The sequence below is a fragment of the Caulobacter sp. GW821-FHT12F03 genome, from assembly GCF_058806855.1.
In genome coordinates, this window is sequence record NZ_JBXAQC010000007.1 from 139,850 (window position 1) to 154,042 (window position 14,193).

At 68.6% G+C, this 14,193-nt stretch carries 15 protein-coding genes; 9 read left to right on the forward strand and 6 right to left on the reverse strand.

Features of this window, described 5'->3' with window-relative positions; translation table 11 throughout:
- Positions 1–44 precede the first annotated feature (44 nt).
- The 4 genes from AC1RN0_RS15955 to AC1RN0_RS15970 all read left to right on the forward strand — a co-directional run bounded on the left by AC1RN0_RS15955 (position 45) and on the right by AC1RN0_RS15970 (position 2,572).
- Positions 45–698: a YfbR-like 5'-deoxynucleotidase gene (locus tag AC1RN0_RS15955; protein ID WP_492788532.1), complete on the forward strand. Its 654-nt coding sequence runs from the start codon at positions 45–47 to the stop codon at positions 696–698.
- 7 nt (positions 699–705) lie between these two features.
- Entirely contained in the window at positions 706–1,215 is a 510-nt protein-coding gene (locus tag AC1RN0_RS15960) for a tyrosine phosphatase family protein (RefSeq protein WP_492788448.1), read from the forward strand.
- A 53-nt stretch (positions 1,216–1,268) separates the two neighbouring features.
- A complete protein-coding gene (locus AC1RN0_RS15965) occupies positions 1,269–1,508 on the forward strand; it encodes a DUF2188 domain-containing protein (RefSeq protein ID WP_492788449.1) in 240 nt (79 codons plus the stop codon).
- An 83-nt stretch (positions 1,509–1,591) separates the two neighbouring features.
- Positions 1,592–2,572 carry an NUDIX hydrolase gene (locus AC1RN0_RS15970; protein ID WP_492788450.1) on the forward strand — a complete coding sequence of 327 codons (981 nt, stop codon included), beginning with the start codon at positions 1,592–1,594 and terminating at the stop codon, positions 2,570–2,572.
- Here AC1RN0_RS15970 and AC1RN0_RS15975 read toward each other — a convergent pair.
- From AC1RN0_RS15975 to AC1RN0_RS15990, 4 genes are all read right to left on the reverse strand, one after another.
- Complete coding sequence (locus AC1RN0_RS15975) at positions 2,523–3,488, reverse strand: sterol desaturase family protein (RefSeq protein WP_492788451.1); 966 nt, start codon at positions 3,486–3,488, stop codon at positions 2,523–2,525. The two genes, AC1RN0_RS15970 and AC1RN0_RS15975, sit on opposite strands and share 50 nt — an antisense overlap.
- The gene (locus AC1RN0_RS15980) at positions 3,485–3,892 is read right to left on the reverse strand and encodes a hypothetical protein (RefSeq protein ID WP_492788452.1); all 408 of its coding nucleotides are present in this window, start codon (positions 3,890–3,892) and stop codon (positions 3,485–3,487) included. The genes AC1RN0_RS15975 and AC1RN0_RS15980 overlap by 4 nt, the downstream gene beginning before the upstream one ends.
- Positions 3,893–4,001: 109 nt before the next feature.
- Positions 4,002–4,493: an outer membrane beta-barrel protein gene (locus AC1RN0_RS15985; protein WP_492788453.1), complete on the reverse strand. Its 492-nt coding sequence runs from the start codon at positions 4,491–4,493 to the stop codon at positions 4,002–4,004.
- A 197-nt stretch (positions 4,494–4,690) separates the two neighbouring features.
- The gene (locus AC1RN0_RS15990; RefSeq protein WP_492788454.1) at positions 4,691–5,185 is read right to left on the reverse strand and encodes a porin family protein; all 495 of its coding nucleotides are present in this window, start codon (positions 5,183–5,185) and stop codon (positions 4,691–4,693) included.
- A 219-nt stretch (positions 5,186–5,404) separates the two neighbouring features.
- On the opposite strand from AC1RN0_RS15990, the gene AC1RN0_RS15995 reads away from it, so the two are divergent.
- Positions 5,405–6,520, forward strand: coding sequence for a beta-ketoacyl-ACP synthase III (locus tag AC1RN0_RS15995; protein ID WP_492788455.1), 1,116 nt, complete (start codon positions 5,405–5,407; stop codon positions 6,518–6,520).
- An 84-nt stretch (positions 6,521–6,604) separates the two neighbouring features.
- Here the strand turns inward: AC1RN0_RS15995 and AC1RN0_RS16000 are convergent, their stop codons facing one another.
- Entirely contained in the window at positions 6,605–7,864 is a 1,260-nt protein-coding gene (locus AC1RN0_RS16000) for a M48 family metallopeptidase (RefSeq protein ID WP_492788456.1), read from the reverse strand.
- 296 nt (positions 7,865–8,160) lie between these two features.
- Between AC1RN0_RS16000 and AC1RN0_RS16005 the strand changes: the two genes are divergently transcribed.
- From AC1RN0_RS16005 to AC1RN0_RS16020, 4 genes are all read left to right on the forward strand, one after another.
- A complete protein-coding gene (locus AC1RN0_RS16005; protein ID WP_492788457.1) occupies positions 8,161–9,066 on the forward strand; it encodes a hypothetical protein in 906 nt (301 codons plus the stop codon).
- A gap of 173 nt (positions 9,067–9,239) precedes the next feature.
- Positions 9,240–10,148 (forward strand): hypothetical protein, encoded by a 909-nt coding sequence (locus AC1RN0_RS16010; RefSeq protein ID WP_492788458.1) that lies wholly within the window; start codon positions 9,240–9,242, stop codon positions 10,146–10,148.
- A 78-nt stretch (positions 10,149–10,226) separates the two neighbouring features.
- Positions 10,227–10,511, forward strand: coding sequence for a SemiSWEET family sugar transporter (locus tag AC1RN0_RS16015; protein WP_492788459.1), 285 nt, complete (start codon positions 10,227–10,229; stop codon positions 10,509–10,511).
- A complete protein-coding gene (locus tag AC1RN0_RS16020; RefSeq protein WP_492788460.1) occupies positions 10,508–11,209 on the forward strand; it encodes a VIT1/CCC1 transporter family protein in 702 nt (233 codons plus the stop codon). The genes AC1RN0_RS16015 and AC1RN0_RS16020 overlap by 4 nt, the downstream gene beginning before the upstream one ends.
- A gap of 171 nt (positions 11,210–11,380) precedes the next feature.
- Here the strand turns inward: AC1RN0_RS16020 and ppdK are convergent, their stop codons facing one another.
- Positions 11,381–14,071 (reverse strand): pyruvate, phosphate dikinase, encoded by a 2,691-nt coding sequence (gene ppdK, locus AC1RN0_RS16025; protein WP_492788461.1) that lies wholly within the window; start codon positions 14,069–14,071, stop codon positions 11,381–11,383.
- Between the last annotated feature and the right edge of the window lie 122 nt (positions 14,072–14,193).

The following is a 14,193-nucleotide window of genomic DNA, read 5'->3' on the forward strand; positions in this document are numbered from 1 at the left end:
CAATGCGCCAGTTGGAGCGCCCTGCCAATGAAAGGAACGAACGGGTGGCTAAAGGGCTGCGCAGCGCGCGTTCAGGAAAGACGGCTCCCCGGGCCTGGCAAAGAATGCTGTCCGGACGACGCCTTGACCTGCTTGATCCCTCGCCCGTCGACATCGAGATCGAGGACATCGCCCACGGCCTGGCGCGGGTCGCCCGCTGGAACGGCCAGACCATCGGCGAACATGGCTTTTCGGTCGCGCAGCACTCGATGGTCGTCGAGGAGCTGGTGGCGCACATCCAGCCGACGGTCGATCCGAAATGGCGCCTCGCCGCCCTGCTGCACGATGCCTCGGAATACGTCATCGGCGACATGATCAGCCCGTTCAAGGCGGCGCTGGGGGTCAACTACAAGGAGTTCGAGGAGCGCCTCGAGCACGCCATCCACGCCCGCTTCGGCCTGCCGGCCAAGGTTCCCGTGGCGATCAAGAAGCTGATCAAGCAGGCCGACCGCGCCTGCGCCTTCTTCGAGGCCACGCAGCTGGCCGGATTCGGCCGCGAAGAGGCCCTGGCCATTTTCGGCGCGCCGCCGGAAGGCTACAGCCTGATCATCGATCCGCAGGCGCCCAGCGACGCGCAAAAGCGCTATGTTCACCGCTTCCACGTCCTGTCGGAGGCGGCCGGGTTCGAACCCGTCCAGGCGGCTTTCGATACCGAATGAGTCGCCCGTGACCCTGATCGTCAGCCCCCTGCGTGATGTCGAGACGGTGGTCCGCTTCCGCCGGCCGTCGCATCTGATCACGCTGCTGGATCCGCATCTGATCGGGGAAGCGCCGCGGTTCTTTCCGGACCGGCATCTGAAGCTGGCTGTCGACGACATATGGGAGAGCTCGACCGGCAAGGTCCTGCCGTCGGCGGACCATGTGGACCGGATCCTCGAGTTCGGCCGCACCTGGCGCCCGGATGCGCCGCTGCTGGTGCATTGTTTCGCCGGCGTCAGCCGCTCGACGGCGACCGCCTTCATCCTCGCCTGCGAACACAATCCGGACGTGGCCGAGGCCGATATCGCCAGGGCCCTGCGCAAGGCGTCCGGCTCGGCGACGCCCAATCCGTTGATGATTCAGCTGGCCGACGACATGATGGGCCGCAAGGGCCGCATGGTCGACGCCGTCAACGCCATCGGCCAGGGCGTCTACAGCTATCCCGGCGCGCCGTTCGAGCTGACGATCAGGCGCTAGGCAACGCCGCCCCGGCCGACGCGTTGCACGAGCAACCGCTCAGGAGCCGAACCATGACCGACATCACCTATCGCATCGTCCCGCATGACGGGGGCTGGGCCTACAAGCTGGGCGACGTGTTTTCCGAAACCTTCGCCGACCGCGCCGTCGCCGTCGCCGCGGCCCGCCGCGCGGCGGCCGAGCAGGAGCTTCCCGGCGAAGACGTCGGCATCGTCTATGAGGACGAACACGGCGTCTGGCGGGAAGAACTGTCGGACGGCGACGACCGCCCGACGACGCACGTCGAGGGATAGGGACCAGGGGGCAAGCAAGGTTCAGGTGACGCGGCGGCCGCTCTCGGCTAATCCCTAGCCCCTAACCCCTAGCCCCTTCCCCCATGTCCCAATCCGTCGTCATCGGCCTGTCCGCCGTCATCATGGCCATTCGCGGCGGCGAGGCGGTGTTTCTGACGGTGCGGCCGCACGACAGCGCCACGGACAAGGTCTCGACCCTGGCCGGCCTGCCGTTCGGTCCGTTCGATCCCGAGGCCCACCGGACCTTCGAGATCGCCCTGCGCGACTTCGTCACCGAACAGACCCACTTCGACCTGGGCTATGTCGAGCAGCTCTATACCTTCGGCAACAAGGGCCGGGACGCGCCGCGGGCCGAGATCGGCGCGGGCGCCGCGCGGGTCGTCTCGGTGGGCTACCTGGCCCTGACGCCGACCGCCGTCGACACCGACGCGCCCGACAGCGCCTGGGCCCCGTGGACGCGGTTCTTCCCGTGGGAGGACTGGCGGCAGGGCCGTCCGGCCCTGATCGACGAGGCGCTCGCCCCCGCCCTGCGCGCCTGGGCCGGCAGGGACGAGGCCAGGCTGGCACGCGCGCGGCTGCTGTTCGCGCTGGACGACGCCCGCTGGAACGAGGAGCGGGTGCTGGACCGCTACGAGCTGCTGTACGAGGCCGGGCTGGCGCCCGAGGCCGGACGCGACCAGGCGCGGGAACGCGGCGAGTCGACCGTCGAGCCGCGCGCCCTGTCCGCCGCCCTGGGCGAGCCGATGCTGTCGGACCACCGGCGCATCCTGGCCACCGGGCTCGGCCGCCTGCGCGGCAAGCTGAAGTATCGTCCCGTGGTGTTCGAACTGATGCCGCCGGAGTTCACCCTGTCGGCGCTGCAGCGGGCCGTCGAGGCCATCGCCGGGGTGCCGCTGCACAAGCAGAACTTCCGCCGGGTGGTCGAGCGCATCGACCTGGTCGAGGGTCTCGGCCGGATGGACACCGAGACCGGCGGCCGGCCGGCCGAACTGTTCCGCTTCCGCCGCGAGCTGCTTACTCAGCGGCCTGCAGGGGGACTGTCTCTGCCGCTGCTGCGGGACTGACCGCCGCGGCTTCCCGCGCGCGCCATTTGGCCTTCAGGGTCGCCGAGGTGTCGCGCGAGCCGTCGGGGCTCCAGCCCGGCGGACCGAACAGGTAGCCGACGACCTCGCGCAGCGAGCGCGAGCCCGCCAGGTCCTTGCCGATGGCCATCCATTCGTGAAAAGCCACGCGGAAGATGTTGAAATCGCCCAGGTTATGCACCACGCCATAACGGCAGGGCTCTTCGTCCAGCTCGGGAACGAAGGTGCCGAACATCCGGTCCCAGATGATCAGGATGCCGGCGTAGTTGGAGTCGAGGTAACGCGGGTTGCGCGCGTGGTGCACGCGGTGATGCGAAGGGGTGTTGAACACCGCCTCGAACCAGCGCGGCATCCGTTTGATCGCCTCGGTGTGGATCCAGTACTGGTAGACGAGGCTGATCCCCTTCTGGATGACCACCATCGCCGGCGGGAAGCCGAGCAGGGTCAGCGGCAGCCACAGCAGCCAGGTGCCGGCGATGCCGCCCGTCCAGGTCTGCCGCAGGGCGGTGGCCAGATTGTAGTGCTGCGAGGTGTGGTGGTTGACGTGGCTGGCCCACCAGAAGCGCCGCTCGTGCGAGATGCGGTGGAACCAGTAGTAGGTCAGGTCTTCGAGGAAGAAGACCGCCACCCAAGCCCACCAGGCGGTCATCGGGATCTCGAACAGGTGCCAGGTGCGGTAGAGCCAGACGGTGACGCCGACCGTCGCCCCGGCCGTCAGCAGGCCCGCGATCTGGCTGCCCAGACCCATGGCCAGTGAGGTCGCCGTGTCACGGAATTCGTAGGCCGCCCGGGCCTTGCGGAAGCGGGCCAGCAGGATTTCGGCGACGATGCTGATGACGAAGATCGGCACCGCGTACTGCACCGGATCGAAGGCCGGCTTGATCGGATCGAGGGTCATGCCGCGAGCTCTTCGCTTTGGAATTCGGGGGGCCAGGGGGTCACGCCGCTGACGGCCAGCCGCGCCATCGGGGCGGCGGGGTCACGCAGCTTCAGCAGCACCCTGCCCCGCTTGACCGGCGCCACCAGGGCCAACCGCCAGGGCATCGACCGCGCCACCCAGGAATCGCCGAGGCGATAGATGACCAACGCCGTATCGCCGGCCCGGCCGATGGCGCCGGCGCCGTCGCCCGCGATCCAGACGTAGTCAGGGGAAAGGTCGGGAAACTCGCCCGCCATCAGCTCCCGCGCCGCCGTCTCGTCGAGCGGGGCCACGGGCCGGGCGATGCGGGCCCAGGCCGCCACGCCGATCATCACCGCCACCAGCAGCGCCGACACGGCCAGTCTCAAGAGTGTCTCGTTCACCTTCGCGCCTCTTCCCCGGCCGGGAGTGTCGTCGCGAAGCGGCCCGCGTCAACCAAAAAGCCCCTCCCGTCGCCGGGAGGGGCCCTCTGGTCGAGCGAAACGGGCTGGATCAGAACTTGCGGACGTAGGCCACCGACCAGACATCGGCATCGCCGCCGAAGTCGTAGCGCGTATAGTCGAGCCGCACGCCGTCGTTCGGCGTGAAGAAGGCCTCGACGCCGGCGCCGTAGGCCGCGCCGTCCTCACTGCCGCTCGCGCCGCCGAAGTCCACTTCGGCGCTGGCGAAGCCGCCCCGCACGAACAGGTTCACGTTCTCGGACACCGGCACGCGGCCGACCGCAAACAGGCCGTAGGAACTGGACAGCTCGACGGTCGTGCCGAGGATTTCGTCATCGGCCACGCCGACGGCGATCTCGCCCTCGATGCCGAAGTTGGGCGTGAACTCGACGCCGAGACGGCCCTGCAGGGCGCCCAGGTTGACGGGATCGATGTCGATGTTGGCGTAGCCGATCGTGCCGTAGACGGCGGTTTCCGCATGAGCCAGGGCCGGAGCCGCGAGCGAAAGAGCGGCGGCGGACGCGGCGATCAGAAGCGTTTTCATGGTGCGTTTCTCCCCCGTGCGATTCATAATTGATCGCACTGACCCGCATTTGGAGAGTGGTTTACCGGTCGGTCAACCTTAAAGACCCCGGCCGGCGGCCCGCAGGGGCCCGGATTTCCCGGCCGGTGACGCAGGGCAGACACAAAAAACCCCTCCCGTCGGGAGGGGTTTTCCGTGATGTCATACCGGTGTGGCGATCAGAACTTGCGGGTGTAGGCCAGGGCCCAGACATCCGCGTTGCCGACGTCGTAATCGTGGCGCGTCCAGTCGAGGCGGACGCCGTCCTTGTCGGTGAAATGGTACTGGCCGCCGACGCCATAGGCGACGCCGTCGTCCTTCACATCACCCAGCGAGGTGTCGAACTTCGAGGCGCTGTAGCCGACGCGGGCGAACAGATCGGCCTTCGGGCTGACCGGCACGAACCCGACCACATAGGCGGCCACTTCATGCTTGAGATCGACGTCGACGCCGCCGGTCGTGTCGCCGCTGACGCCAAAGGCCGCTTCGCCTTCCACGCCGACATACGGATTGAACTTGTAGCCCAGGCGACCCTGGAGGGCGCCCAGGGTGGGGCCGTCCGCATCCACGTTGGCGTAGCCGACCGTGCCATAGACTTCCTGCGCCTGGGACACCGCCGGAACGGCGGCGAGAGCCAGCGTGGCCGCGGCGGCCGTAATCATGAGAGACTTCATCGTCTTGTACTCCTTGACGCTTTTTTCAGCTCCCCAGCCAGACGGGCGTAGGCTTCAAACGCGGCGCGTCGGTGGCGGTTCAACGGACGTAATGAGGCGGGTTTGTAGCGTTGCCATACGGCCACAGAGGCTGACGCGGCCGCGCGGCGTGCTATCTAGCGCGCGACCAATCAACAGCGCCGCTCCCCGCAGGCGCGATCATCGTCGGGACCCAACACTGTGCAACAGGCCGTCATCGCCGCCACCGGGCTCTATACGCCCGAGCAGAGCATCTCCAACGTCGAGCTGGTGGAGGCCTTCAACAGCTATGTCGAACGCTTCAACGCCGCCAATGCCGCCGATATCGCGGCCGGGACCGTCGAGGCCCTGACGCCCTCCTCCGCCGAGTTCATCGAGAAGGCCTCGGGCATCAAGGCCCGCTTCGTGATGAACAAGGACGGCATCCTCGATCCGGAGATCATGCGGCCGGTCATCGCCGAGCGTCCGAACGAGGAGATCTCGATCCTCGCCGAGATGGCCGTGGCCGCCGCCCGCGAGGCGATCGCGAAATGGGGCAAGCCGGTCAGCGAGATCGGCGCAGTGCTGTGCGCCGCCTCGAACATGCAGCGCGCCTATCCGGCCATGGCCATCGAGGTGCAGCAGGCGCTGGGCATCGAGGGCTTCGCCTTCGACATGAACGTGGCCTGCTCCAGCGCCACCTTCGGCATCAAGACAGCCGCCGACTTCATCGCCAGCGGCTCGGCCAGGGCCGTGCTGATGGTCAATCCGGAGATCTGCTCGGGCCACCTGAACTTCAAGGACCGCGACAGCCACTTCATCTTCGGCGACGTGGCCACGGCCGTGATCGTCGAGGCGGCCGACCAGGCCGACGGCGGCTGGGACATCCTCGGCACGCGGCTGAAGACCCAGTTCTCCAACAACATCCGCAACAACTTCGGCTTCCTCAACAACGCCGCCCCCGAGGGCATCGGCGCGAAGGACAAGCTGTTCGTCCAGGAAGGCCGCAAGGTGTTCCGCGAGGTGGTGCCGATGGTCAGCGAGATGATCGTCAGCCACGCCGCCGACCTGGGCCTCGACCCGACGGGCCTCAAGCGCCTGTGGCTGCACCAGGCCAACATCAACATGAACGCGATGATCGGTCGCAAGGTGCTGGGCCGCGACCCGACGCCGGAAGAGAACGTCATCATCCTCGACACCTACGCCAACACCAGCTCGGCCGGGTCGATCATCGCCTTCCACCGCGCCAACGAAGACTTCGCCGCCGGCGAGACCGGGCTGATATGCAGCTTCGGGGCGGGCTATTCGGCCGGCACGGTATTTGTGCGGAAGCGGTAGGGCGCAGGGCGCAGGGCGTAGTTCGACCGGCGGGCGCCGCTGACGCCGCACCTACCCTCCAGCTACTCCCTACGCCCTACTCCCTTACTTCCCCTCGGGCGCAGCCGGCGCCGGCTCTGCCGGCGCGGCCGGGGTCAGGTCGACGTTGACCACCGCCGGCTTCATGTGCGCCGCCTTCCAGTTCATCGCGTTGCGCACCCGCCAGCCGACCGAGGGATGGTCATAGAAGAGGATTTCCTCGAGCCGGCCCGGCGTCGCCGCCCGGTACTCGATGGTCTTGACCAGCGCCTTGGCCAGGCCGTCGGGCTCGCCCACCCGCTGCAGGGAGAAGTTGTCGGCATCGGCCTCGGCCGTGCGGGTGATCGTGCTCAGGACCGGCGTCGCCAGCAGGGTGAGCACGGCCAGCACCGCCCCCAGCACCGGCAGACCGGCCGGGTCGGCGATGCCCTCGACGCCGCGTGCGCCCAGCAGCCTCGATGCCATCGGGAACAGCCGGTCGACGAGGTAGAAGCCGATCATCGACAGCAGGCTGAACGCCGCGGCGAACCACAGCACATGCATGTGCACGTAGTGGCCCATCTCGTGGCCGACGACCCCGCGCACCTCGGCCATGTCCGCGCCCTTGGCGAACATGGTGTCGCTCATCGCCACCCGGGCCGAGCCGAACAGGCCCGAGACGTTGGCGGTGTAGCGGTTCGACTGCTTGCTGCCGTTGTAGATGAAGATCTTGTCCGCCGGCACGCCGTTGGCTTTCGCCATCTCGACCACGGCGTCGCGCACCGGCCCGGCGGGCGCGGGCGTGTACTTGTTGAACAGCGGTTCGATCAGCACCGGCGCGAGGACGACCGCGAAGATCAAGAACAGGCTGCTGGCCAGGCCGCCCCAGAGCCACCAGCGCCTCGGCGACTTGCGGATGAGGGCGTAGAGGATCGTGAACAGGATCAGGTTCATGACCACGCCGATGACGATCTGCAGGCCGGTTTCGCCGAGCCAGTCCGGCAGGGGCTGGCTGGTCATCCCGTAGCTCTTCTCGCGCCACCACTGGGCGTAGATCGACCAGGGCAGATTGAGCAGCGAATCCAGAAGGCCGGCGATCGGCACGATGGCGAACACCGCCAGCCACGGATGCGGTCTGCGCTTCTCGATACCCGCGCGGATGCGGACCAGCAGGCCGGTCCGGACGATGATCCAGGACACGACGACAGCCACGATCGTGCCCCACAGCAGCAGCCAGTGGCCGCCCTGGGTATAGGCCGTGGCCTTGGCGTGCGCCTCCGGCGTCAGGATGGACAGATATTGCGCGGTCGCGGCCGCGGGATCGAATGTCGTCGTGCCGGCAGCCATGGCCCGCCTCCCCCGTTGAATTGACCGGAGGAGGCCACGGCGGCGCCGACTTGTCAGGTGAATTCCTGCTCACCTGGACCCGCCACGGGACCGGCGCCCATTTCCGGTAGCGACGCACTGGACAGCCGCGGCGCGCCGCCTGTTTAGGTGACCGCTGATATGCAAGATTCCGGGACGCCAGATATCCGCGCTTTTCCCGATCGCATGGACGGCGTGAAACCTCGCCCGCCGGGCGCGTCCGCCCCGCAAAACCATCGATCCGCGACCGCAGACCCGGCTCCGAGGGCGGCGCCGGCATGATGTCGCGCCATGCCACCCGCGCCAACGTCCGGCTGATCTTCGAGATCATCCAGGCCACCCGGCGCTCCCTGGGCGGCGACCTTGACGCCAGTCTGATCTTCGCGGCCGTGTCGGCGGCCAATGTCGGGCAGGTCGAGGATGACCCGCAACTGGCCCGCCGGTACGCCGACCAGCCGGTTCCCGATGACCTGCGTCGTCCCATTCGCATCCAGCGACTTTCGGAGTCGCTGGATCTCGCCCGGGAAACCACGCGGATGAAAGTCCGTCTGTTGCAGGCGCAGGGCCTTCTGACCGACACGCCCGACGGATGGCTGATGTCCGAAGCGCCCCTGCGGTCGCCTCAGTTCCAGGCGATGTTCGGCGCCTATATGGCGGCGTTGCACGGCGCGGTCGAAAGCCTTTCCGCTGTCGGCGCCTGTGGCCTCGAGCCGGAGGAGCGGCTGGCGACGCCTCCGTTTCCGACCATGTGGTCGGCGATCCGGCAGGTGACACAGCATGCCCTGCGCGGCGTGGTCATCCTGCGCCAGCACGTTCGTCCGACAACCCTGTTCCAGTCCTACCTGGTGCTGGCCCTGGCCCATCAGACGGACTGGGGACTGGGCCCCCCGGCCGCCGGCGACGCCCGGCCGGATGGCGAAGCCCGGACCCTGTGCTCGGCCAGCGCCCTGGCCGCCCTCACCGGCTACCCGCGCGAGACGGTGCGCCGCAATCTGAAGAGCCTCGCGGCGGGCGGCTGGCTGGTCCAGAAGTCTGGCGGCTTCGGCGTGGCGGCGCCCCGCGCCGCGCCCGAGCGCGAGCGTGAGCAGGAGGTGCTGCGCCGGAGCAGCGCCGACCTCGTGCGGCTGGTGCGCAAACTGCGCCATGTGGACGCCATCATCGCGCGTCCAGCGGCCGTCCCCTGACCCGCAGGCGCCGCGCGGCGCCTCTTTCGCGGCTCGTCAGCCCCCGGAGCGATCCAGGCGCCCATTTCCGGCGTAGACCCGGTGGACAGTCGCTCCGCGGCCTACATTAAGAGGCCATTGCCGGATTTGGGCGGTTAGCCCGGAGAGTGTCGCGCCTGGATGCACGAACAGCCATGAACCTTCGACACGTTCTCAGGGTCAATGCCCGCATGATCCTCGAGGCCTTCGAGGCGGCGCGGCGCACGTCCGGTGGTGATTTCGAGCAGTGCCTTATCTTCGCGACCGTTTCGGCGGCCAACAGCGGCCATATCGACGACGATCCCGTTCAGGCGAAGGTCTACGCCAACGCCACCGTCCCTGACGACCTGCGGCGTCCGATCCGCATGCTGCGCATCTCCGAGTCCCTCGGCCTCGCCCGCGAAACCACCCGGGTGAAGGTGGGACACCTCGTGCGTCGGGGATTCATCATCAAGACCCCGGGCGGCCTGGTCATTCCCGCCGAGACCACCACGGACGGTCGCCTGGACCCGATGTTCGACGCCTACGTCGCCTCGGTGGCCAAGGCGGTGGAACGCATGGCCGCCGTCGGCGCCGCCGGCCTCGCCCGTGACGAACGCCTGGGAAGCGATGTCGAGAACTGGCGCTGGGGCGTCGTGCGCAACGTGGCCCATCACGCGCTTCGCGGCGTCGCCGACCTGATCAGCTACGTGCAGCCCGACAACCTGATCGAGGCCTACCTGTTCCTGGCCGTGATGGACCACGCCGGCGACCACTTCAGCACCCCGGAGCGGGTCCGCTATCCGGATCATGTGGACTATCCGCCGCTGGCGGAGCGCCGCACGATCACGGCCAGCGCCCTGGCCACGGTGCTGAACATGCCGCGCGAGACCGTGCGGCGAAATCTGATGGCGCTGCTCGACAAGGGTCTGGTGTACAAGGGGCCCGACGGCTTCGGCCTGCCCATCGTCGACAGCGAGGCCGGACGCCGGTCCGACCGCGTGGTGCAGATGAGCAGCATGGCCGACATGGTGCGCCTGGTCCGCAAGCTGCGGGATCTCGGCGCGATCACCCGGATCGGCTGACGCCCGGCGACGGCCCTCCCCGTCCAAGACCGACTCGGCCGACAGTGCCGGCGGCCGCTCCAGGCCCGGAGATTGTCCTTGGCCTCGCCCGTGATTGAAACCGTCGGCTTCATCGCCGCCGCCACCTCGACCCTCTGCTGGTTTCCCCAGTCGATCCGCACGATCAGGACCCGCGACACCTCGGGCATCTCGCTGGTGTCGCAAGGCGCCTACACCGGCGCCATCGTCCTGTGGGCCGTCTACGGGCTCATGATCGGCAGCTGGCCCCTGATTTTGAGCAATATCATTCAGCTGTTCCCGCTGACGGCCGTACTGTGGATCAAGGTGGTCAATGAACTGGCCGCGCGGAGAGCTGCCCCATGAGCCGTCTGAAAGCCCATACCGAACGCCATCTGGTGGCCCGCATCGGCTGGCTGCGCGCCGCGGTGCTCGGCGCCAACGACGGCATCGTCTCGACCGCCAGCCTGATCGTCGGCGTCGCCGCCGCGGCCGCCGGCAAGAACGAGGTGCTGGTCGCCGGCATCGCCGGGCTGGTCGCCGGGGCGATGTCGATGGCCGCCGGCGAGTATGTTTCAGTCAGCTCGCAGTCCGACACCGAGCGCGCCGACCTGGCCCGCGAGACAGCGGAGCTGGCGACCGATCCGGAGGCCGAACGGGCTGAACTGGCGGGCATCTATGTGCAGCGCGGCCTGACGCCGGACCTGGCCGACCAGGTCGCCGTCCAGCTGATGGCCGGCGACGCCCTGGCCGCCCACGCCCGCGACGAGCTGGGCATCTCGGAAATCACCCAGGCCCGGCCGATCCAGGCTGCGCTGACCTCGGCGGCGACCTTCTCCGTCGGGGCGGCCATGCCGCTGTTGATGGTGTTCCTGTTCCCGCTGGGCAGCCTGACCATCGCCGTTTCGGCCGCCTCGCTGGCCTTCCTGGCGCTGCTCGGGGCGATCGGCGCGCGCGCCGGCGGCGCGAACGTGTTCAAGGCCACCGCCCGGGTGACCTTCTGGGGCGCGCTGGCGATGGCCGCGACGGCCGGCGTGGGTCTGCTGTTCGGCGTGGCCGCCTGAAAACGCTTCCTTCTCCCGGAGGGAGAAGGTGGCCCGCGGGGCAGGTCGGATGGGGATCAGGGACGGGTCCGGCAGGCCGCCGACGCCGTAACGGCTTCACCCGCCCATCCTGCTCCGCCAAGGCTTCGCAGGACGGATCCCTGCCTCTCCCGCCGGGAGAGGGACTTGAAACTACTTTTTGTTCAGCACCGCCTGCGCCGCCGCGAGGCGGGCGATCGGCACGCGGAAGGGCGAGCAGCTGACGTAGTCGAGGCCAACGCTTTCGCAGAAGGCGATCGAGGCCGGGTCGCCGCCATGCTCGCCGCAGATGCCCAGTTTGAGGCCCGGGTTCACCGCCCGGCCGCGCTCGGCGGCGATGCGGATCAGGTCGCCGACGCCGTCCTGGTCGAGGGTGACGAACGGGTCCTGCTCGAAGATGCCCTTCTCCAGATAGGCGCCGAGGAACTTGCCGGCGTCGTCGCGGCTGATGCCGAAGGTCGTCTGGGTCAAGTCGTTGGTGCCGAAGCTGAAGAACTCGGCGCCGGCCCCGGCCAGGTCGGCGGCGCGCAGGGCCGCGCGCGGCAGCTCGATCATCGTGCCGACCTGGTAGTGCAGGTCGAGCCCCTGCTCTTCCAGCACCGCCTTCGCCGTACGGTCGGTCAGCTTGCGCAGGAAGGCCATTTCCTCGCCCTTGCCGACCAGCGGATGCATGATCTCCGGCACCGGCGCGGGCCTGCCCGACTTCGCGATCTCGCAGGCCGCTTCCATGATCGCCCGGACCTGCATCTCGTAGATCTCGGGATAGCTGATGCCGAGGCGGCAGCCGCGGTGGCCGAGCATCGGGTTGGACTCGTGCAGCACCTGCAGGCGCTGCTCGATGGCGTCGAGGGTGATGCCCAGCGTGTCGGCCACGGCCTTGAGGTCGTCCGCCTGGGTCGGGAAGAACTCGTGCAGCGGCGGATCGAGCAGCCGGATGGTCACCGGCAGGCCGTCCATGATGGTGAACAGCTCGACGAAGTCGGCCTTCTGGAACGGGGCGATGGTCGCCAGCGCCGCGCGCCGGCCCTGTTCATCGTCGGCCAGGATCATCTCGCGCACGGCGGTGATCCGGTCCTCGTTGAAGAACATGTGCTCCGTGCGGCACAGGCCGACGCCCTCCGCGCCGAACTGGCGGGCCGTGCGGCCGTCGTTGGGCGTTTCGGCGTTGGCGCGGACCTTCAGGCGGCGGATGCCGTCGGCCCAGCTCATCAGGGTGTCGAAGTCGCCGCCGAGCTCGGGCTCGATCATCGGCGTCTCGCCGGCCATCACCTCGCCGGTCGCCCCGTCGATGGTGATCATCTCGCCTTCCCTGAACACCCGGCCGCGCACGGTGAACTGGCCCGCGTCAGCGTCGACGCGGATGTCGGTCGCGCCGCAGACGCAGGGGATGCCCGCGCCGCGCGCCACCACGGCGGCGTGGCTGGTCATGCCGCCGGTCGCCGTGACGATGCCCTGGGCGGCGTACATGCCCTTGATGTCCTCGGGGCTGGTCTCGCGGCGCACGAGGATGACCTTGACCGGCTCCTTGGCGTTGCCGAGGCGCTCGGCCTCTTCGGAGCTGAACACCACCCGGCCGGTGGCCGCGCCGGGCGAGGCCGGCAGGCCGCGGGTGACCACGTCACGCTCGGCGGACGGGTCGATGGTCGGGTGCAGCAGCTGGTCCAGCTCGGCGGCGTCGACGCGCAGGATGGCTTCCTCGCGCGTGATCACGCCGTCGGCGGCCATGTCCACGGCGACCTTGAGGGCCGCGCGGGTGGTGCGCTTGCCGTTGCGGGTCTGCAGCATCCACAGCCGGCCCTGCTCGACGGTGAACTCGATGTCCTGCAGGTCGCGGTAGTGACGCTCCAGCGTCTGGGCCACGTCGTGGAACTGCTGGAACACCTCCGGCATGGCTTCTTCCATGCTCGGATTGCGGTCGCCCATCTCCTCGCGGGCGGCCTTCGTCAGCGACTGCGGCGTGCGGATGCCGGCGACCACGTCCTCGCCCTGGGCGTTGACGAGGAACTCGCCGTACAGCCGGTTCTCGCCGGTCGAGGGGTTGCGGGTGAAGGCCACGCCCGTGGCCGAGGTGTCGCCGAGGTTGCCAAACACCATGGCCTGGACGTTGACGGCCGTGCCCCAGCTTTCCGGGATGCCGAAGTTCTGGCGGTAGAACTTGGCCCTGTCGTTCATCCAGCTGGCGAACACCGCGCCGACGGCGCCCCACAGCTGCTCCTGCGGATCCTGCGGGAACGGCCGGCCGAGGTCCTGCTCGACGGCGGCCTTGTAGTCCGCGACCACGACCTTCCAGTCGTCGGCGGTCAGGTCGGTGTCGACCTGGACGCCGAGGCGGTCCTTGTGGTCGTCGAGGATCTCCTCGAAGCGGTGGTGATCCAGGTTGAGGACCACGTTCGAATACATCTGGATGAAGCGGCGGTAGCTGTCGAAGGCGAAGCGCTCGTTGCCGGACAGCGCCGCGAGTCCCTGAACCGTCTCGTCATTGAGGCCGAGGTTGAGGACCGTGTCCATCATCCCCGGCATCGAGGCCCGGGCGCCCGAGCGGACCGAAACCAGCAGCGGATTGGCCGGGTCGCCGAAGCGCTTGCCGGTGATCTTTTCGACCGTCGCGAGGCCCTCGGCGACCTGTCCGGCCAGCTCGGCGGGATAGGTGTCGCCGTTGCCGTAGTAGTGGACGCAGGCCTCGGTGGTGATGGTGAAGCCCGGGGGCACCGGCAGGCCGATGGAGCACATCTCCGCCAGGTTGGCGCCCTTGCCGCCCAGCAGGTTCTTCATCGAGGCGTCGCCATCGGCGGACCCGCCGCCAAAGGCATAGACCCAGCGGGTGGGAGTGAGCGTGTCCGACATTACCAGCCTGTCCTCAATTCCAGTTCTACGCACTCATCGGGGTGCGTGGTTCGAGACGCTCGGCTGATGCCTCGCTCCTCACCATGACGACCATTTTGTCGCCCACCCTTTACGTCATCCTG